Here is a 19,627-nt window from a genome sequence, read left to right on the forward strand (position 1 = left end):
GAAGGATAAACAATGAAAAATATTGAAATTGGTATACCCAAGCTCAGATTCCCAGGGTTTACAGGAGCTTGGGAACAGCGTAAGTTAGGGGAATTATTTAAGCCATCAAGAAATAAAAATAATAACGGTCTATATAATCAAAAAGACATTTTAGCAGCTTCGTTGGGTACAGAGTTGATTCCGAAAAGAATATTTTTTGGCTTGAAATCAACCAAAGAATCAGTAAAAAATTATCGTGTAGTTAAAAATGGCGATCTAATTTATACAAAATCTCCAATAAAAGGATTTCCAAACGGAATCGTTCGAACAAACAAAGGTAACGTGGGAATTGTTCCTTCGCTCTACTGTGTTTATCAAGCGCAAAAGGAAATCAATACTAGTATTATTCAATTATATTTTGAAGACAAAAATAGATTGAATTTTTATTTATTTCCACTTGTAAATGTTGGGGCACGAAACAATGTTAACATTACAGATTTAGAATTCTTAGACGGAATAGTCAAAGTTCCTAAATCAATCGAAGAACAAAAGAAAATTGTTGACTTCATAGAACATTTTAATAAAGCTATTACTCTTCATCAACGTAGGTTAGAACATTTAAAGAAAATGAAAATTGGATTACTTCAGAAAATGTTTCCAAAAAATGGAGAGGGTGTTCCTGAATTTCGTTTTCCAAGTTTTACAGATGCTTGGGAACAGCGTAAGTTATCAGATTTATACAAGAAAAATCTAGAACGTAATAAAGGACAGTTTGGAGTGGATAAAACTATTTCAATCGCTACAATGCATTTCAAAACAGAAGGTAATGGCGCATCAGAGGCTTCTCTTTCAACATATAAAGTTTTGCGTAGAGGAGATATTGCATTTGAAGGACACACAAGCAAGAAATTTGCGTTTGGACGCTTTGTCTTGAATGATATTGGAAATGGCATTATGTCACCACGCTTCACAACTTTAAGGCCAACAAAAAATATGCCTAGTGAATTTTGGAAACAGTATATTCATTACGAGCCAATCATGCGTTACCCGATTGTTCATTCGACTAAACTTGGAACAATGATGAATGAGTTAGTTGTAGATGAATTTCTGCACCAATCAGTTGTAGTCCCAATTTTTGGTGAACAACAAAAAATTGGTACCTTCTTCAAACAACTCGACAATCTCATCACCCTTCATCAGCGTAAGCTAGATCACCTGCAATCAATGAAAAAAGGATTATTGCGACAAATGTTTGTCTAACATAAATTATTAAGGAGATTAAGAAAATGGCAGATAATAATTTACAAACCATTACTAGTAAACTCTGGGCAATGGCAAATGAACTTCGAGGAAACATGGATGCGGGAGAATTTAAAAACTATATTTTAGCATTCATGTTTTATCGCTATCTTTCTGAACATCAAGAAGAGTACTTGGTAACAAATGGCGTGATTGATGTTCCTGGTGATTGTACGGCAAATGAAGCCTATAAAGCAGAAGCGGTAGGGGATGATTTAGCGGAGTATTTAGCTGATATTTCATCAACGCTTGGATATGCAATTGCACCAGATAATACTTGGGTTTCATTAAATGAAAAGATTGATAATTCGCAAGTTATTCCAAGTGATTATCAGACCATCTTCGATAACTTTAATAAGAATACTGAGTTGAACAAAGATGCAGTACAGGACTTCAGTGGTGTCTTTAACGATATTAATCTTGGTGATTCTCGCCTTGGGGCTTCTACCACTGCTCGAGCAAAGTCACTTAATAATATTGTGAGATTGGTTAATGATATTGAATATAAGTCAGAAGACGGTAAAGATATACTTGGAGAAATCTATGAATACTTGATTGGTCAGTTTGCTGCATCTGCTGGGAAAAAAGGCGGTGAGTTTTATACACCTCACCAAGTAAGCAAAATTTTGGCCAAGGTTGTAACAAATGGATTGACTGAAGCAAATGAATCATTTAGTGTTTATGATCCAACTATGGGTTCAGGCTCACTACTACTTACAGTTGGTAATGAATTACCACATGGTAAGAAGGCTGGAGCGATTAAGTATTATGGGCAAGAACTCAATACTACAACCTATAATTTGGCTCGTATGAACTTAATGATGCATGATGTTACATTTAATAATATGAATTTAAATAATGCTGATACATTGGAGAGCGATTGGCCAGACGGACCAGATGAAAAGGGAATTGATCGTCCAAGATCATTTGATGCAGTTGTTGCAAACCCACCATATTCTGCTAAGTGGGATAATGATGAATCCAAGTTAAAGGATCCTCGCTTTAGTGATTATGGCAAGCTTGCACCAGCATCAAAGGCTGATTATGCTTTTGTACTACACAGCCTGTATCATTTGAACAATAGTGGTTCAATGGCAATTGTGTTACCTCATGGTGTCTTGTTCCGTGGAGCTGCTGAGGGAAAGATTCGCCAGACCTTGATTGAAAAAAATTATTTGGATACAATTATTGGTCTCCCTGCAAATCTTTTTTATGGAACAAGTATTCCAACAGTAATTTTGGTTTTCAAGAAGAATCGTAATAATAAGGATGTTCTCTTTATTGATGCTTCAAATGATTACGAAAAAGGTAAAAACCAAAATCTATTAACTGATGATAATATTAATAAGATTATTGAGACATTCAAAAAACGTGAAGATGTTGAAAAGTACGCTCACGTTGCAAATTTGGAAGAAATCAAAGAAAACGAGTTTAATTTAAATATTCCGCGCTATGTTGATACATTTGAGGAAGAAGAGACTGTTGATTTGGATGAAGTTCAAAAAATGCTTGCTGAAGATGACAAAGAAATTGAAAAATTAGAAGAAGAGATTAAGAAACAACTCAAGTTATTGGGCGCTTATCGAGAATAATTAATATTACATGACAAGTCAGGATGAATATCTTGGCTTTTTTTCTTACGATTGGGAACAGCGTAAGTTGGGGGAATATGCTAAATATCGTCGTGGTTCATTTCCACAACCATACGGAAATAAGAAGTGGTATGGCGGTAAAGATGCTATGCCATTCGTTCAAGTTGTAGATGTGACTAACCAACTAACTTTAGTTGAAAACACAAAACAGAAAATTAGCAAATTAGCTCAACCCAAAAGCGTATTTGTTCCAAAAGGCAGGGTTGTAGTTACATTACAAGGAAGTATCGGACGTGTGGCAATCACGCAGTATGATTCATTTGTAGACCGCACTTTGCTGATTTTCGAAGGCTACGAAAAAGAAACTGACGAACGATTTTGGGCATATACAATTCAGCAAAAATTTGAGATTGAAAAACTTAAAGCTCCTGGTGGAACTATTAAAACAATCACCAAAAAAGCCCTTTCGTCATTTGTTGTTTATTTTCCGAAATTTGAGGAACAACTGAAGATTGGTTTATTTTTCAAACAGCTTGACGCCACCATCGCTCTTCATCAGCGTAGGTCATTCTCAAAGACCTTTTTAGTTACTTAAACCTGACAAAGATCGCATAACAATGTCAACGTCTTTGTTCTCTAACTCTGCAATAATATGTAGATATGTTTTTTGTGTTGTTGTCATACTAGCATGTCCTAAACGACGAGCTACACTGGCTATCGACACTCCAGCAAAGAGTAATAACGAAGCATGAGTATGTCGTAAGCCGTGAATAGTAATCACCGGAATATCGACATTTTTGCAGTGCTTTTCTAATTTCTTATTTGGAGTGGAATTCCAAATCTTTCCTTTTACAAATATTGGCTCGTTTTCTGGTAAACCCTTAATTAATTCAGTGAATTGAATAACTGTTTGCCAATCGATTTGAATTTTGCGGTTGGATGAGAGATTTTTGGTCGGTAAAAATCCAGTATCATTTTTATAATCCCAAGTTTTATTAACAGTGAGTGACTGATGCAAAAAATCAAAATCTGCAGGGGTCAAAGCAAGTGCTTCAGAAAATCGCATCCCGGTTTTGGCTATTAGAAGTATCATCCAATCCCAATTGAGTGTAGTACTTAAATCTAAATCGGTAAGTAACTTATGAACCTCAAATTGATTTAAGAATTTTTGTTTTTTAGGTCGGGGCGTTTTTCCTTTAATGATAGCTTTGCGTGTTGGGTCTCGAGCTAACCATCCTTCATCAACTGCATCCAAAATTGCAGCTTTTAACTGATGATGAAAATCCATTGTTGTTTGACGTTCGTGAGATCGTGCATACTCATTTAGTAATTGTTGGTAAGCTGTTCGATTGAGCTGGCATATCTCGAGATTAGGGATTAGTTTTTCTAACCATTGTTGAGTCATCAGATACTTTTGTAAAGTTACCTTTCGGATAGCATCTTCCTTATAGATTCGAATCCAACGTGCATAGTACTTGTAGAAGAGTTCGTGTTTCGTATTTTTAGTTTCAGACATTTTAATTGCTCCTTTTATTATAGTTTTGAGAGAATGCCCCACGCTGATGAAGAGGAATTTAACTAAGAAAGGAGAAAATGTAATTGATAAAAATAAATTTATACAAATATATTTTATTATAGTTTATAATTGTGATAATTATCAGGTTATTTGTAGAGTAAGCTAATTTTGTTAACTACTAGTTAAGTTAAACTAAAAAATATTTAGGGTGGGCGATTATGGAAATTTTTGATAAAACTGGAAAATTAATATCAAATATTGGAAACATGGGAGAAAACATTAAAAAAACTTCGGTTCAAGCAACGGAAGTATCACAAGAAAAAATGTTACAAACGCTTGATTGGGCGTATGACAAAACTTTAACTGGTTTGCCAGGGCAAAAGGATATTCATAAGTTAGTTGATGACTACTTAAAACGTTATGATGTTGAAACCGCAATTGATAAGCTAATTTCTTATCAGACAACTAAGGCTGCTACATCTGGGTTTGTTACAGGGTTTGGTGGTATATTAACTCTACCAGTCACAGTCCCTGCAAATGTGTCCACAGTTATTTTATTTCAAATGAGGATGATTGCTGCGATTGCTTTGTTACGTGGATATGACCTTAATAGTGATCAGGTTCAAACTTTTGTGTATGCTACTTTAGCCGGTACATCAGTAGCTGATATTATGAAGAAAACAGGGGTAGTTATAGGTAACAAAATGCTTCTTGGGGCAATCAAAAAAATTCCAGGTAAGACTTTGGTGAGAATAAATCAAGCAGTTGGTTTTAGGTTAATAACAAAATTTGGAACGAAAGGAGCTATTAATTTATGGAAGGTTGTCCCGGTTGCAGGCGCGATTGTTGGTGGGGCGTTTGATAGTGTTACTACTAAAAGTATCGGGAAACTTGCTAAGAATACGTTTACGATTAATGGAATAAATATTGGTGATGGTGAAATCATTAATAAAGAGAATATTAAATAAATATAAAATGGATTGGTGAAGAAATGTTAAGAATATTAAATGCAATAATACGTCTTATTGTACAAAACTTAATACTTAAATTTTTAAATTAAATGGTGCAATCTTATAAAGTTAACAAAGCTTTATAAGTTTCAAATCATATACGCAAAAAAACCATGGTTATCGTTTTTACACCATGGTTCTTTGCTTTTTTAAATGTTATTTAATATACGTATACTTGTAATTCCACTGCGTTCCAGCGGTATTATGGATAATTCCTTTTACATCTGATTTTTGTAAATATGATGTAACTTGTTGATAGATTGGTGTTACACCTTGATCTGAGTTATAGATTTTTGCTGCTTGGACCAAATCATTCCAGCGTTTTTTTGTATCATTAGCATCTTCATTTTGAGCTTTTTTAATCAATGCATCATATTTCGCATTTGAATATCCTCCATAATTATAGGAAGTTCCAGTTAATGGAATTTGTAAGAAGGTGATTGGATCGTTGAAATCACCGCCCCATCCAGATAAGTACAAGTCAAAGTCGCCATCTTGTGCACTTTGGAGAGCATTGTTGCTAGGAACACTACGAACGGTAATAGTTAGACCTTTGAGGACTTTTGTATATTGAGATTGCAAGTATTGTGAGACAACACTGCTGCTGCTGTCATCATTTGAGGATAGCAGTGTTAATTTCAAATTTTTTAGTCCAGTTTCTGCCAACCCTTTTTTCCAGTATTCTTTTGCAAGTTTTTCATTGTAAGTCACAGTATTTTTAACTGCCTGTTCCTTAGAGAAATCTTGACCTGTTGTTGGATCTTTTGCAAGCCCAGAGGCTACAAAGCCAGTTGGAATGTAAGAACCATCACCTAAAACTTTCTTAGTTAGGACTTGGCGATTGATTGCTAAAGACATTGCAAGGCGGATATAGCGGTTATTTAGTGCTTTATTTTTATCAGCATCCTTGTCTTTAAAGTTATAAGCTAAATATGAGATATAAGAGTATGGATAAGATTTAAATTCCTTTGTACCTTGGTAATTTTTGACCTGCTGGTTTGATAGTGGCGTCATATCAAGCTTGTTTTGTTGATATAATTCATGACCTGTTGTTGGGTTTTCAACGACAGTATAATTAATTTGATGTAGTTTTACCACTTTTTTATCCCAGTAATGAGTGTTTTTGACAAATTTCCAGTTGTTGCCGGTTCCGTTCCATGCCTTGATTGTGAAGGGACCAGAGTAAACCATATATTGTGAACGTGTACCATATTTACTGCCATATTGCTCAACCACTTTTTGGTTTTGTGGTCCAAACAATGGATAAGCCATTAAAACTTTGAAGTATGAAATAGCTTTGTCAAGTTTGATCACAACAGTTTCTTTATTTGGTGCACTGATTCCAATCTGATTAGCTGATTTTTTTCCTGCGATAATTGCGTCTGCATTTTTAATCCCACTAAATAAATAAGAATATGGTGATTTAGTCTTTGGATTTATTGTTCTACGCCACGAATATACAAAGTCTTGTGCGGTTATTCGATCACCATTACTCCAATAAGCTTTTCTAATTTTGAATGTCCAAGTTTTACCATCCTTGGAGACACTACCAGACTTTGCAAGCCCAGCGGTTGTCGTCCCATTTTTCCCAAGACGATAGAAGCTTTCAAAGACATTGCCAGTTTGGCCAAAACCAGTTGATTTTGAAATATCAATGGTGCTTAGAGGTGCAGTAGCACTTAGGTTTAAAGTTTGTTTTGTTCCATTACTAGTAGCTTGTTTGCCACAACCTGCTAGCAATAATAACAGACCTGCAAATAAAGTTGACATGATAAGAGTTTTTTTGAAATTCATTTTTTGTCCCCCGTTTTTTTAATTAATCAGATGTATGTAGCAAAAAAGTTATAAGTCTACATGGCTGTTCCACCCCTAGAACTCCCACGCCAACAAATAAGCCAGACAACAATTTTATGATACCGAACTCGTGACATGAGTTTATTCCCCCTTTTGAATTAAAAAAAGCCCCGCAAATTAATGCCGGGACGATTGATAGTCGTGGTACCACCCAAATTCATCATGAAATAACTTCATGATCTTAATATTACACAGCTAGCATAGCAATGTATCTGACGGTATCGAGTCAACACGTATCACGAGCTTGCACTTGTGATAAAACTCCAGATTCATCTTCACTAAGTTCTTGATGCTGTTCTTTCACTATCAACAGTCGCTATTTATCAAGTAGACTCAGTTACTCTTTCCTTCAACGTCCATATCTCTTATTGATTCAATAGTATAAATAAAAGATAGGTCTAAGTCAATGTAAATTTTATCTAGGCAATGCTTAGGGAGACTAAAAAAGAACCTGATTTGTTCCAAGTAAGTTATAATTAGTTCAAAATATTTGTTATGGGGGAGTATCATGGGAAAAGTAAAAATCGTCGGGAAAATTATAAAAACAACAGGGAAGATATTTGCACCAACTGTGACAGAACAAGCTACAAAATTTGTGCGAAAACAAATCGACAAGCGCGATGGGTATGTCAAGATTCCAGATGTTCTTTCAATGCCACTTGATGAAGCAATTAAGGTTCTTGAAAGTTACGGGTTTCAAACAGGAAAGATGCAAGTCGAAGCACATCCAAAGTATGCTACAAAAAAAGTCGAAGTTGTATTGAGAGTTGCACCAAGAGTAGGAACCAGTGTTGCCCCGGGGACTTTTTTAAAGTTAGAGTATGCTGATGAGACAACTATTTTGAATAGCAAAGAATTATTAGAAGAAAAAAATAGGGTGAAAGCTAATAAGAAACAAAAACAGCAAGAAACAGTTAAAAATGTGGGGGAAAAATCAAAAAAAATCGTGACTAGCATTGGAGAAAAGGCCCATATAATAAAGCAAAATAATAAGTAATCAGCAAAATAGAGGTTGAAAAATGTACTAAAAATGTACTAATGAAGAAAGCCAAAGAAAAAAGCCTTATGAAGTTGGATCCATTAAATGGACACTCACATACTTCATAAGGCTTTTCCCTGTAAAGGTCATACTCTTATCTTAAAATATCAATTAAGTTCCTTTTTGATGCTTGTGTTGCCGGCAATAGCCCAAAGATGATTCCAACAGCCGAAGAGACTCCAAATGCGAGCAAAAAATTGCCCAAAGTCACAATTGCATGAATATGATATGGAATGAGCAACGAAATCATTGAGGAAAAGCCCCAACCAATCAAGAATCCAACTAATCCGCCTCCAACAGTCAGCATGATTGACTCCATTAAGAATTGCCAGAGAATATTCTTCTGTGTTGCACCAACAGCAAGCCGAATTCCGATTTCTTGAGTTCGTTCCGAAACAGAGATATACATCATATTCATCACACCAATTCCTGCGATAAAAAGTGAAATTCCAGCAATTGCACTGATAAAGTAAGTTAAGACATCCATTACGGTTGAGATGGATTTAAGAAGCGCTCCTTCATCAAAGTAAGAATAGTTACCGGCACGCCGATTTTGCCCATGTTTTTTAAGATAACTCACAACTTCATTAGTCACCTTTGAAGCTCCATAGCCCTTTTTGACTGTTAACTTCAATGTATTAGCACGGTTAATAGTTGTTCCAGAATAATATGTTTTTTGTGAAAGTAAAAAATTGACGCTGTACTTATCATAGCCAGATGGTTTGAAGATACCTTTAACGCGATAAGAAATACCATTGATCATGATAGCAGTTCCAAGAGCATTTTTAGCGTTTCCATAGACTTTTTTTGCAAGTTTACTACTCAACAAAATAAGGTGTTGGTCAAGTGCTAAGTCGGCTTTTGAAAGATTGCGGCCATATATCAAGCGGCTACTAGACATTGGTGATTTAAGCAATGACAAGCTAGTACCTACATTTGAGTTCCCCACAGTAGCAGAATTAATTGAGATATTATTAGTGTCTTTTTTGAATTCTACATGTGAAAGCTCCCGTCCAAATTGTTGCTTAACTTGACTCACATCTGATGTCGTAAAGCCACTGCTAGCACTTTCTTCACCATCATAACTAATTTCAGTAGTTTGTTCCCCAGAATTACTAGTCTGAAACTCTGAAATCATTTTCTGTTTTACGCCATTTCCAAGAGCAATAATTGTAATAACAGAAGCAATTCCGATAATAATACCAATCATTGTTAGTAAGCTCCGCCGTTTATTGGCCAAAAGCGATCTGAAAGCAACTTTGAATAAATCACTAAATTTCATTTTTATGTACCCCCGAATCCGAGGTCAAGTGACCATCCAAAATAGTTAAAAGTCGATCCATTTGTTGTCCAACTTGGGGATCATGAGTCACTATAATGATAGTAGTCTTATTAGTTGTATTCAAATCTTTAAAAAGTGTCATGATTTCTTTTGATGTTTGGCTATCGAGGGCTCCAGTTGGTTCGTCGGCAATTAAAAATGTCGGATTTCCAATGATTGCTCGTGCAATTGAAACACGTTGTTGTTGTCCACCAGAAAGCTGTGTTGGTACACTTCTTTCGTAACCGGCAAGACCAACCTTTGTCAGTACATCGGACACTTTTTTTCTAATTGTTTTTTTCTTAAAGCCCGCATACATTAGCGGTAAAGCAACATTTTCGGCAACACTCATATTCTGAATTAATTTAAAATTTTGAAAGACAAAACCGACATTTTGGTTGCGCAGAGTAGTCAGTTTTTTGTTATTATACTTACTAATGTTTTCATCTTTGAAAATATAATCACCTTGATATTGACGATCTAAGAAGCCAATAATATTAATTAAGGTAGATTTACCTGAACCAGACTGTCCCATAATTCCGACAAATTCTCCTTGCTCAATTGTCAAAGAAATATCATGAAGAATATGGACCATTTGGTTGCCTTGACGATAGAATTTATTTATCTTCTCTAGCAATATCATTTTGGCCACGACTCCCCATTTTTTAATTTTTTGTCGGGATTTGTTATAACTTTGTCACCTGCACTAATACCAGAAGCTACAACATAAGTATCATCTTTTTTGGTACCATGGACTAACTTACTATATATTTTTCTGTTTTGAACAATGAATACTTTTCCCTTGTAAAGACTAGATAGTGGAATAACAATTCCCGGTTGAGCAACAGTCATTTCAACCGTTTGCCCATCAATAAAAGTATTGCTATCTACATTAGCATAGACATCGTACTTTGAAGTAGAGCTGTTTGTGTTTGTAGGATGAAGGGATACAAGTGAGATAACTGTACTTTGTTTTTTCCCGGTTGCTACTGCCTTAATCAAAACAGATGATTCATTTTTAACTTTTGAATAATCATATTCAGAGACTTGGACAATTGCTTGCATATCTGATGAAATAAGATTAATCTTGGCATTGCCACTATCATCATAAGTGAGAGTAATGTTGCCTGCAAATGGGGCTGTGGTACTTGGAGAGACTTCTTTGGTAATTTGGTTAATTTTTGTTTGTGTGGTAGCGATACTTGAGTTTAAATCTGCAAGATCGTTATTTGCACTAGTAACGGCATCTTGTGCGTCACTGTAACCATCGTCGGTTTTATTCATTTGATTTAGAGTTGTTTTAGCTGATTGAAGTTTTTGTGTTGCTTGTGTTTGATCACGTTGATCTTTTGCTAAGGATGTCTTAAGGTCAGTTAGTTCTGTGGCATTTGACTGATTATATGTAGTGAATAGAACTTGACCTTGCGTAACTTGTTGACCATTTTCAATTTTCATTGCTGACAATTCTTTGCTAGTAACAGTGTAGTCACGTTCTTGTATTGGACTTACATGACCACTTAATGTTAGTGAAGTGACTTTTTGAGCTTTTTGTGTTACATATTCACTAGTTTGTTCACTTTTAATGTTATTATGTATATGATTTTTAACAACTATGAAAACGCCACTGAAGAAAATTAAAAGTGAAGCAATAACCCCGATAACAATTGCAATGATTTTCCATTTTTTCATCTATGATGCACCCCTATATAGTTTGTATCTTTAGATGATAACATATATTTAACTGAAAAATATTTGTTTTTTAATATATAACGAATTGCAATAACTTTATTTATTTCTGTATTAAAAGTTTCATATATTTTTAGTAAATTAATATATTTTTTACGAACATTGTCAATTTGGTTGCAAAAAATAATACTATAATACATAGATAGAAAAAAATAGTTTCAATTGATAAGAATTAGGAAAAGTTTATGAATAATAATAAAGGGTGAAATAAGTGCAAAATGAATTGGAGAAATTATTAGAATTACCAGCAATCAAAATAAATTTTAAAGATGACCAAGTGAAATTTATGTTGGAAAATATTGGTGATCCAAATCCACAATTAAGAGATGATATAATTTATACTCTTTTTGCTAGAGGGTTTTCTGAAGACCTTTTTAGTGATTCTCAAAAAAAGTTAATTATCGATTTTTATATTAAGGATCGAGGCTTATTTAAGGGAATTGATGGTGCCAAATCTGATAAGATTTTTGTGAGATCATTTAGCGCACTTTTGGGAACAATATTGCTTGATTCTGATAGTCAAAACCCAATTTTTACAGATAATCAACGTCTGATTATTTTTCAATGGTCCTTTGAATATGTCACTAGAGAAACGGATTTTCGAGGATTTATACCTGCAAAAGGATGGGCACATGGAATTGCACACGGAAGTGATTTACTAGGAGCAGCATTGGGACATAAGAATTTTAAAAGTATCGGAATTAAAAATATTTTTAATCCAATTGAAGCAATTATTTCGAAATTAAAAAAACCATTCTGTGATGAAGAAGAAACAAGAATTGCTTATGCATATTTATGTGCAATTAGAGCTGACACCATTTCCGAGGAAATGTTTATTAAATTCATTGATATGTTCGATAATAAATTGTGGAAGCAATACGAAAGTTTAGTAGATAGTTTAGAGTCATACTATCAATTAGTTACATGGTTTCGTATTATGCAGAATTGGTATTTTTTTCTAGTTGACTATCCAAAAATCAAAAAAAATGTGGAACTAAAAATTCTAGACTATTATAAAAAGATGGGATATTAGGCATTTTTATTTGGCTCTTTGTAATGATAATTATTGGATATTTGATTTTTTAAATTTTTAGTAGTATATAGGGACGTGAATATGAAAAAAACGGGAATGATAAGCCATATTGAACTTTACGTTAGTGATTTAAAGAGAACTTCTAGTTTTTGGGAATGGTTGCTAGTTAATAAACTTAACTATCAGCTTTATCAAAAATGGAATCAAGGGGTGAGCTTTTCTCTTGGGGACACCTATATCGTTTTTGTAGAAACTAAGAAAATAACTCCTAATTACAATAGAACAGCGGTGGGATTGAATCATCTAGCTTTTTATGTTGATTCTTCAAAGATAGTTGATGAGATACGTGAGGAAGTACACGAAAAAAATTATATGGAGTTGTATGCAGCAAAGTATCCACATGCAAGTGGTAATAATAATTATGCATTGTTTTTTGAGGACCCAGATCGAATAAAAGTTGAAATTGTCTATGAAAAATAGGAGGAGCCAATCTTGAATAATAAGAAATTAAAATTATTGGATATTGGAATGTTGCTTTTAACGATTGTTATTTTAATTGGGGCACTTTTTAGTAACCCTGACAATAAGTGGATGATGAGTCTAATATTTATTTCAGTTTTAATTCTTTTAGGGATAGGAACTTATCGCTATTGGATTACTTTCCCAGAATATAAGGGGAGAAATTCACCAATTTTCTTACCAAAAATCTATGGATTAGGGTGGGCGATAAATCCAAGGAATCCATTTGGAATGGTAGTTGTAGGCATATTATTTGTTGTGATTATCACGGCTTTTGTGAGTGCGTTAATCAGGTAGATTTTGTAATGGGTGTATAAGCAAAAAATGATTATAGTTAAAAATGTTAAAATTATAGGATGATTAAGTTTAGATTAAAATAAAAACTTGCAAGAAAAAGATGGAAAATAAAATAATTACCATCTTTTTTTATTTATGTTAACTACTTATGAATAATTATTGATAATTAGCTGTTTTAATGTATAATTATCTGAAACTTATATTTAACATGAACTGCACTTATGCAACTTGGTAAAGTGTATCTAGGTAAGTGTTTGTTAGTTATTCAAAGTGGTTGGGAGGATTTAAATGAGTGAACAAAATGTGCAAGATATCGCCAAAGCGCAAGCATTTATCGCGGCTAACAATATTAAATTGATTGAATTTGTATACGTCGATTACAATGGAATCGCGCGGGGAAAGACAATTACAGTTAAAAAACTAGGAAATCATTTAACAAGTGGAATCGGGATAACAAGGGCAATGTTTGGCATGAATTCACATGATCAACTGCAAGATATCATGGGGATGACTGCAGTGGGTGAAGTTCGACTGATTCCTGATTTATCTACCTTGACACTTGTTCCTAGTGTAAAGCAAGTTGCAACAGTAATGTGTAATCACTATAAGACTTCAAGAGAAATATATGAGGCAGATCCAAGATGGCTATTGCAAAATGTGCTCAAAAAATATGAAAATCTAGGATTAAAAACTATTGGAACGTACGAAAATGAATTTATTTATTTTAAACAAAATAATGAAAAAGAGTTTGAAGTAATTGATGAACATCCTTGTTTCGCTATGAATGCCACTGATATTTTTTATGAGATGCTTCCAGATATTTTAGAAACATTAGAAGATAGTGGAATAGATGCAGAGCAATATTATCCAGAAGCAGGCTTTGGGCAACATGAGCTCTCAATGGCGCCTACTGACCTGCTTAGTGCTGCTGATAATGAGATGCGGTTCAAAAGAGTTTTACAGACAATCGCAAAGCAACGTGATTTACTCGTAACTTTTGCACCAAAGCCGATATTAAAAACAGAAGGTAATGGTGGTCATATTCATTTATCGTTGTGGAACATTAAAGATGAAAAGAATGCACTTTATGATGCTAATGATGAAATGAAGTTAAGCCAATTGGGTAAATACTTTGTTGGCGGATTGCTCAAACACATTAAAGCAGTTGTGGCTTTGACGTGTCCGACGGTTAATTCTTATCAAAGATTACAACCAGGTGAATGGAGCTCTGCCTACGCTACATACGGGCAAGATAATCGAGAAGCAGCAGTCAGAATTCCTTCAACTTATTGGGATAATCAAGAAAACTCAATGAATATTGAGCTGAAAGCCAGTGATGCATCTGCAAATCCATATCTTGCAATTGCTGGGATTTTAATTGCAGGTCTTGATGGAATTGAAAACAAGATTGAGCCAGGTCAACCAGTTGATGTTGACCCTGCAGCATTATCGGATAAGCAAAGAGAAAATATGGGGATAGTTCAACTTCCTACCACACTTTCAGAAGCAATTGAAGAGTTAGTAAATGATCAGTACTTTAAAAAAGAAATTCCTAACAAGTTATTAGAGGCATATTATAAAGTGAAAAAATCAGAGGTTAAACTATATGAGGGATTTGCACCTGCTAAAATTGCGGAAATGCATCGGTTAATTTACTGATAATGAACTTAAAATGAGGGGTATAAAGATGAAAGAGCAAAAAAAATTATCATTACTTGAAGTTTTTGGGCTATCAATTGCGGTTGTTGCACCTACTGGAGCAATGGCATTTAATACAGCGGGCACAGCAGCAGCTACAGGTACAGCAGTTCCATTAGCATTTATTTTAGGAGGTCTGGGGATTTTTTTCGTTGGAATTTCATTTGTAGAATTAGCGCATCACATTCCTGGAGAAGGTTCTGCGTATGCATATAATGCAAAAGCATTTGGTGAACGAATTGGGTTTTTATCGGGGTGGGCATTAACACTGACATATATTGCATTTACTGTTGGATGTGTTAGTATTTTTTCGAATTTTGCTGATGTATTTTTTAAACATTTTGGATTAAGCTTGCCCATACCGGTATATATTGTTGTTGCATTAGCTGCAGGATGGTGGCTAAGCCATAAAGGAATTGAATTTTCTACAAGATTTGCTTTAGTTTTGGAATTGATTTCAGTTGCAGCCTTGGCAATATTGGCTTTGGTAATTATTTTTTCCGGAGGTGCTCATGGAAATTCTATGAAGCCATTTAGCCTATCAGGAACGTCAATTAGTGGTCTTGGAACAGGGATGGTTTTTGCGTTACTATCATTTGCTGGCTTTGAAGGTGCTGCAACTGTTGCGCCCCAGGCTAAAAAGCCAAATAAGGCTATTACTGTTGCAATCTTAGGGACCGTCATTTTTGCAGTTATCTTTTATGTTGTTGTTAGTTATGCTCAAGTTATTGGATTTGGAACAGGTAATATCTCTAAGTTAGCAAATTCAGCTGCACCTCTTAATTATTTAGCTACTAAATATGTTGGAAGCTATATGGCGGTATTCATTGATTTTGCGAGCTGCACAAGTTTTTTTGCTTGTTATCTGGGGGCAATGAATGCAGCAGCTTTTATGATGAAGGCATTGGCAAATAATGGCTATCTCACGGCTTGGTTTTCTAATGACAAATCGCTAAATACTACCCCTACTCATGCACTAGACACAGTTTCCTTAATTGCATTAGTTGCATACGCGATTTTTGGATTAAAAGTCGGCCCAACCAATTTTTATAATTATTGCGGAACTTTAGGAACAATTTCATTGTTATTGGTGTATGTTATGGTTAATCTTGGAGCGATTAAATATTTCACAACTCATCGAGAACATTTTTCTTTTTGGAAACACCTGATTTCTCCAATCATAGGTACAATTGTTTTGATATATCCGATTTATAGCAATTTGTGGCCAGTGCCAGCTTTTCCAATGAATTTATTCCCGTATATTGTTGTTGCTTGGATTTTAATTGGGCTGATTCTTTCTGGTAAAAAAAGAGAAGTCAAGCTTAAATAATGGAGGATTTTTAGATGGAAGACACGTTATATTACTCTACAAATAGTAGTGGGGACTTTGTATATCCAATAAAAAAAGAAAGCACTATTTTATTGGTTGTAGACATGCAAAATGAATTTGTTCTTGATGATTTTGGTGATGCAGCAAAATTCAAAGAAGAAGGTACTTACGCTCAATGGATTCCTTTTTACGAAAGAATAAATCAAATAGTAATTCCCAATAATCAGAAACTGTTATCGGTATTTCGCAAAGAAGACATGCTTGTTTCATATGCTAGAATAGCAAGCTTTAGGACTGACGGTCGTGATAGATCTCCAGTGCAACGTAGACCAGGCTGGAATAATATATTGTTGCCAAAATCGACTTATGGTTCACAAATAATTGATGCACTAAAGCCAATGGAAGAAGACATTGTCGTCGAAAAGTCAACAGACAGTGTCGTTAACGGGACAGCATATGTACAACTATTAAATAATCTTCAAGTTAAGACAGTTATCGTAACTGGAGTGGTGACAGATCAATGTGTTGCAACTTCTGTTAGAGATTTAGCAGATCGAGGGTTCAATGTCATCGTGGCTGAAGATGCATGTGCAGGAGCCACAATGGACGTTCATGAGGCCGAGTTAAAAATAATGAATCATATTTATTGTGATGTGATGTCAACTGCTGAGATTGAGAAGTTAGTTGGCGAGTTGAATGAATAACTTTTAAAATAGCGATGGTAGATCAAGAAATAAAAATTGATCTATCATCGCTATTTTTATTTGAATAAGAATAAAGTGAATTTCAGTACTGAAAATGTTATACATAGCTAGAATCTTATTAATTTATATAGTTATACAGTATAAATTAATATTCTAAAGCTTTTTTAGACACACCAGTTTTTTCTTTAAGAGGGGCCATAGGAGTTGGTGGATTATTATCATAGTTAGTTGTGAGCAATCTAAGGGTATTTATTACTGTAAGTAATGTTACACCAACATCAGAGAAAACTGCTTCCCACATCGTTGTTATTCCTAAGACACCTAATCCAAGAAAAATTAACTTAACAAGAATTGCCAAAGTAATATTTTCAAGAACTATCAAACGTGTTTTTTTGGCAATTTGCAAAACTTTTGCAATCGCTAAGGGATCATCTTTCATTAATACAATATCAGCTGCTTCAATTGCTGCGTCTGATCCAAGTCCCCCCATGGCAATTCCAATGTCGGCGAGCGCAAGAACTGGAGTATCGTTTAATCCATCGCCAACAAAAGCTACTTTATTATTCGTTTGTTGTTTAATCTTGGATAATTCTTTAACTTTATCTTGGGGTAATAATTCAGCTTTTACATCGTCAAGGGCTAGTTGCCTTGTTACAGCAGTAGCTATTTTGTAATTATCACCAGTTAACATGATATTTTTTTTAATTCCAGCCTTCTTTAATTCCATTAGCATAGCAATTGTATTGGTTCGAATTGTGTCAGCAACTTCAATTGCGCCGTAGTAATTATTTTTGTCTGCAAGATAGACAAGTGAGCCTATAGTAGGCAGTGGCAAATTATGTGATAAATTTAGTTGTTTCATTAACTTAGCAGAACCAACAAAGTACTGTGTATTATTGATGTAGCCAGATACACCAAGTCCTACTAGTTCTTTAATGTCATGGGCAGTGAATTGAATGTCATTAGCTGTGTTATAAGAAACAATGGACTTAGCAATTGGATGCGGTGAGACACTTTCTATAGCGGCGATGAGAGCTAATAATTTATCTTTTGAAATTTTTTGATTAGGAATAACTTGATAAACAGAAAATGCCCCTTTGGTGAGTGTTCCTGTTTTATCAAAGACAAATGTGTCAACTGAATTTAAAAGCTCAAGATAATTACTGCCTTTGATTAAAACCCCATTTTTTGAAGCTGCTCCAATTCCACCAAAATAACTTAATGGGACAGAAATAACGAGGGCACAAGGACATGAGATTACAAGAAACATTAATGAGCGATAGAGCCAGGTTTCGAGTGGTTGAGATAGTAGGACTGGAATTACTGTCAGCAATATAGCCAGAAACACAACAATTGGTGTATATATTTTAGAAAAAGAAGTTATAAAGGTTTCTGTTTGTGTCTTTTTATTTGAAGCTTCTTGGACTAATTGCAAGATTTTTGAAACTGTTGAATTTTTATATTCTTTTTTTACGAGTAACCGTAAGGGTGAATTGGTAACAATTGTACCACTAAGAACATAATCATCTGTAGTAACAAAATTTGGTTTGCTTTCACCAGTTAAGGCCTTGGTATCAAGATATGCGGCTCCAGCAACAACTATAGAATCAACAGGAATTTTTTCACCTGGATTAACAATAATATGATCATTAATTTTTAGCAGTTCAGGTTTGATATCTTGTGTCTTGTCGTTAATAGATAAGTGAGCTATATTTGCACGAATACTGAGCATGTCAGCAATTGAATTTTTTGATTTTGCTATAGCAGCGTCATTAAACATCTCGCCTATTCTGTAAAAAAGCATAACTGCGATTGCTTCAGGATACTGGGCAATCAAGAAAGCACCAATTGTAGCGATAGTCATCAAAAATTCTTCACCAAAAAAATCATGGTTAAAGATATTAATTACAGCATTCTTTATAACACCAAAGCCTACTAGTAAATAAGAAAGAAGATAGAGTACTAGTTGTATAAAGGCAATTGGTGAAATTTGAGCACTTATTAACAATAAAATGCTAATCAAAATTAAAAAGATCTGCTGCCTGCTTTTTTGGTTAGTAAAATAAATTTTCATGGGTATCGCCTCCAGATGGTAATTTATAAGTTTGAATAAATGAATATATGTTCATATATAATAATATGAAAAAGGAGTTCCGTTGTCAAATTAATTATTGTTGACAATTGTAAACTTAAATAATATTATTAGCTTGTGGTTACAAATGTAAATCAAGAGGAGGGGAATTAATGAGTGAAATCAATGCAACTAAAATGAGCCCGGCAGAATGGGAACTAATGAGAATTATTTGGACAAAAAAAGGTGCAAGTAGTTCTGAAGTGATTGAACTGATGCAAGAGAAACGTTCATGGACTGAATCAACAATTAAAACTTTGTTACGCAGATTAGTTAGTAAGAAAATGTTAACGACGCATAAGGATGGTCGAAAATTTATTTACCATCCAACAATCAAAGAAAAAGATGCGATGAACGAAACAGTTAGTGAATTGTTCGAACACCTATGTAACATGAAAAAAGGACAAGTGATAATCAATTTGCTGTCCAAATTAGAACTAAGCAAAAATGATATTCAAAAAATGCAAGAGATATTAGTAAAAAAAGAACAATTTGCTCCGAAAATGGTTAGTTGCGATTGTTTACCAAAAGAAATAAAAGATGGTTGTTGTTAGTGTAA

General features: G+C 34.3%; 18 protein-coding genes. 12 read left to right on the forward strand and 6 right to left on the reverse strand.

The features are described 5' to 3' along the window. The first annotated feature begins 12 nt into the window (after positions 1 to 12). The 3 genes from FC80_RS08490 to FC80_RS08500 are packed head-to-tail and all read left to right on the forward strand — an operon-like array spanning position 13 to position 3,465. Positions 13 to 1,239 (forward strand): restriction endonuclease subunit S, encoded by a 1,227-nt coding sequence (locus tag FC80_RS08490; RefSeq protein WP_057829707.1) that lies wholly within the window; start codon positions 13 to 15, stop codon positions 1,237 to 1,239. A 26-nt stretch (positions 1,240 to 1,265) separates the two neighbouring features. After that, entirely contained in the window at positions 1,266 to 2,870 is a 1,605-nt protein-coding gene (locus tag FC80_RS08495) for a type I restriction-modification system subunit M (RefSeq protein WP_057829708.1), read from the forward strand. 10 nt (positions 2,871 to 2,880) lie between these two features. Next, the gene (locus FC80_RS08500) at positions 2,881 to 3,465 is read left to right on the forward strand and encodes a restriction endonuclease subunit S (RefSeq protein WP_057829709.1); all 585 of its coding nucleotides are present in this window, start codon (positions 2,881 to 2,883) and stop codon (positions 3,463 to 3,465) included. Here FC80_RS08500 and FC80_RS08505 read toward each other — a convergent pair. After that, complete coding sequence (locus FC80_RS08505; RefSeq protein WP_057829710.1) at positions 3,454 to 4,386, reverse strand: site-specific integrase; 933 nt, start codon at positions 4,384 to 4,386, stop codon at positions 3,454 to 3,456. The two genes, FC80_RS08500 and FC80_RS08505, sit on opposite strands and share 12 nt — an antisense overlap. Before the next feature lie 218 nt (positions 4,387 to 4,604). Between FC80_RS08505 and FC80_RS08510 the strand changes: the two genes are divergently transcribed. Continuing rightward, on the forward strand, positions 4,605 to 5,354 hold the full coding sequence (locus tag FC80_RS08510) for an EcsC family protein (RefSeq protein ID WP_083486961.1): 750 nt from the start codon (positions 4,605 to 4,607) through the stop codon (positions 5,352 to 5,354). A gap of 198 nt (positions 5,355 to 5,552) precedes the next feature. Here FC80_RS08510 and FC80_RS08515 read toward each other — a convergent pair whose 3' ends face one another. Further along, a complete protein-coding gene (locus FC80_RS08515) occupies positions 5,553 to 7,190 on the reverse strand; it encodes a peptide ABC transporter substrate-binding protein (RefSeq protein WP_057829711.1) in 1,638 nt (545 codons plus the stop codon). A gap of 568 nt (positions 7,191 to 7,758) precedes the next feature. Between FC80_RS08515 and FC80_RS08520 the strand changes: the two genes are divergently transcribed. Beyond that, the gene (locus FC80_RS08520) at positions 7,759 to 8,247 is read left to right on the forward strand and encodes a PASTA domain-containing protein (RefSeq protein WP_057829712.1); all 489 of its coding nucleotides are present in this window, start codon (positions 7,759 to 7,761) and stop codon (positions 8,245 to 8,247) included. Between the two features lie 136 nt (positions 8,248 to 8,383). Here the strand turns inward: FC80_RS08520 and FC80_RS08525 are convergent, their stop codons facing one another. Genes FC80_RS08525 through FC80_RS08535 form a run of 3 tightly spaced genes read right to left on the reverse strand, consistent with a single transcriptional unit; the run spans position 8,384 to position 11,299 of the window. Further along, positions 8,384 to 9,571 carry an ABC transporter permease gene (locus tag FC80_RS08525; RefSeq protein ID WP_057829713.1) on the reverse strand — a complete coding sequence of 396 codons (1,188 nt, stop codon included), beginning with the start codon at positions 9,569 to 9,571 and terminating at the stop codon, positions 8,384 to 8,386. Next, the gene (locus FC80_RS08530) at positions 9,561 to 10,253 is read right to left on the reverse strand and encodes an ABC transporter ATP-binding protein (RefSeq protein WP_057829714.1); all 693 of its coding nucleotides are present in this window, start codon (positions 10,251 to 10,253) and stop codon (positions 9,561 to 9,563) included. Before FC80_RS08530 ends, FC80_RS08525 begins: the two co-directional genes overlap by 11 nt. Then, positions 10,250 to 11,299, reverse strand: coding sequence for an efflux RND transporter periplasmic adaptor subunit (locus FC80_RS08535; protein ID WP_057829715.1), 1,050 nt, complete (start codon positions 11,297 to 11,299; stop codon positions 10,250 to 10,252). The genes FC80_RS08530 and FC80_RS08535 overlap by 4 nt, the downstream gene beginning before the upstream one ends. 268 nt (positions 11,300 to 11,567) lie before the next feature. Here FC80_RS08535 and FC80_RS08540 point away from each other — a divergent pair, with 268 nt between their 5' ends. From FC80_RS08540 to FC80_RS08565, 6 genes are all read left to right on the forward strand, one after another. Then, positions 11,568 to 12,389: a DUF2785 domain-containing protein gene (locus tag FC80_RS08540; RefSeq protein ID WP_057829716.1), complete on the forward strand. Its 822-nt coding sequence runs from the start codon at positions 11,568 to 11,570 to the stop codon at positions 12,387 to 12,389. Between the two features lie 81 nt (positions 12,390 to 12,470). After that, the gene (locus FC80_RS08545) at positions 12,471 to 12,869 is read left to right on the forward strand and encodes a VOC family protein (RefSeq protein ID WP_057829717.1); all 399 of its coding nucleotides are present in this window, start codon (positions 12,471 to 12,473) and stop codon (positions 12,867 to 12,869) included. A gap of 12 nt (positions 12,870 to 12,881) precedes the next feature. After that, positions 12,882 to 13,205, forward strand: coding sequence for a hypothetical protein (locus FC80_RS08550; protein ID WP_057829718.1), 324 nt, complete (start codon positions 12,882 to 12,884; stop codon positions 13,203 to 13,205). Positions 13,206 to 13,493: 288 nt separating this feature from the next. Then, complete coding sequence (locus FC80_RS08555; RefSeq protein WP_057829719.1) at positions 13,494 to 14,864, forward strand: glutamine synthetase family protein; 1,371 nt, start codon at positions 13,494 to 13,496, stop codon at positions 14,862 to 14,864. 28 nt (positions 14,865 to 14,892) lie between these two features. After that, complete coding sequence (locus FC80_RS08560) at positions 14,893 to 16,233, forward strand: APC family permease (protein WP_057829720.1); 1,341 nt, start codon at positions 14,893 to 14,895, stop codon at positions 16,231 to 16,233. Positions 16,234 to 16,247: 14 nt separating this feature from the next. Next, positions 16,248 to 16,937: a cysteine hydrolase family protein gene (locus FC80_RS08565; RefSeq protein ID WP_057829721.1), complete on the forward strand. Its 690-nt coding sequence runs from the start codon at positions 16,248 to 16,250 to the stop codon at positions 16,935 to 16,937. A gap of 145 nt (positions 16,938 to 17,082) precedes the next feature. Here FC80_RS08565 and FC80_RS08570 read toward each other — a convergent pair whose 3' ends face one another. Further along, entirely contained in the window at positions 17,083 to 19,011 is a 1,929-nt protein-coding gene (locus FC80_RS08570) for a heavy metal translocating P-type ATPase (protein WP_083486962.1), read from the reverse strand. A 170-nt stretch (positions 19,012 to 19,181) separates the two neighbouring features. On the opposite strand from FC80_RS08570, the gene FC80_RS08575 reads away from it, so the two are divergent. Next, complete coding sequence (locus FC80_RS08575; RefSeq protein ID WP_057829722.1) at positions 19,182 to 19,622, forward strand: CopY/TcrY family copper transport repressor; 441 nt, start codon at positions 19,182 to 19,184, stop codon at positions 19,620 to 19,622. Positions 19,623 to 19,627: the final 5 nt, after the last annotated feature.

This window comes from Liquorilactobacillus cacaonum DSM 21116 (assembly GCF_001436735.1).
In the GTDB taxonomy this organism is placed as follows: domain Bacteria; phylum Bacillota; class Bacilli; order Lactobacillales; family Lactobacillaceae; genus Liquorilactobacillus; species Liquorilactobacillus cacaonum.

What these genes read in the sequence shown, in the direction of transcription:
- FC80_RS08490 (WP_057829707.1), top strand. Translation starts at nt 13, where the DNA reads ATGAAAAATATTGAAATTGGTATACCCAAGCTCAGATTCCCAGGGTTT.
- FC80_RS08495 (WP_057829708.1), top strand. Translation starts at nt 1,266, where the DNA reads ATGGCAGATAATAATTTACAAACCATTACTAGTAAACTCTGGGCAATG.
- FC80_RS08500 (WP_057829709.1), top strand. Translation starts at nt 2,881, where the DNA reads ATGACAAGTCAGGATGAATATCTTGGCTTTTTTTCTTACGATTGGGAA.
- FC80_RS08505 (WP_057829710.1), bottom strand. Translation starts at nt 4,386, where the DNA reads ATGTCTGAAACTAAAAATACGAAACACGAACTCTTCTACAAGTACTAT.
- FC80_RS08510 (WP_083486961.1), top strand. Translation starts at nt 4,605, where the DNA reads ATGGAAATTTTTGATAAAACTGGAAAATTAATATCAAATATTGGAAAC.
- FC80_RS08515 (WP_057829711.1), bottom strand. Translation starts at nt 7,190, where the DNA reads ATGAATTTCAAAAAAACTCTTATCATGTCAACTTTATTTGCAGGTCTG.
- FC80_RS08520 (WP_057829712.1), top strand. Translation starts at nt 7,759, where the DNA reads ATGGGAAAAGTAAAAATCGTCGGGAAAATTATAAAAACAACAGGGAAG.
- FC80_RS08525 (WP_057829713.1), bottom strand. Translation starts at nt 9,571, where the DNA reads ATGAAATTTAGTGATTTATTCAAAGTTGCTTTCAGATCGCTTTTGGCC.
- FC80_RS08530 (WP_057829714.1), bottom strand. Translation starts at nt 10,253, where the DNA reads ATGATATTGCTAGAGAAGATAAATAAATTCTATCGTCAAGGCAACCAA.
- FC80_RS08535 (WP_057829715.1), bottom strand. Translation starts at nt 11,299, where the DNA reads ATGAAAAAATGGAAAATCATTGCAATTGTTATCGGGGTTATTGCTTCA.
- FC80_RS08545 (WP_057829717.1), top strand. Translation starts at nt 12,471, where the DNA reads ATGAAAAAAACGGGAATGATAAGCCATATTGAACTTTACGTTAGTGAT.
- FC80_RS08555 (WP_057829719.1), top strand. Translation starts at nt 13,494, where the DNA reads ATGAGTGAACAAAATGTGCAAGATATCGCCAAAGCGCAAGCATTTATC.
- FC80_RS08560 (WP_057829720.1), top strand. Translation starts at nt 14,893, where the DNA reads ATGAAAGAGCAAAAAAAATTATCATTACTTGAAGTTTTTGGGCTATCA.
- FC80_RS08565 (WP_057829721.1), top strand. Translation starts at nt 16,248, where the DNA reads ATGGAAGACACGTTATATTACTCTACAAATAGTAGTGGGGACTTTGTA.
- FC80_RS08570 (WP_083486962.1), bottom strand. Translation starts at nt 19,011, where the DNA reads ATGAAAATTTATTTTACTAACCAAAAAAGCAGGCAGCAGATCTTTTTA.
- FC80_RS08575 (WP_057829722.1), top strand. Translation starts at nt 19,182, where the DNA reads ATGAGTGAAATCAATGCAACTAAAATGAGCCCGGCAGAATGGGAACTA.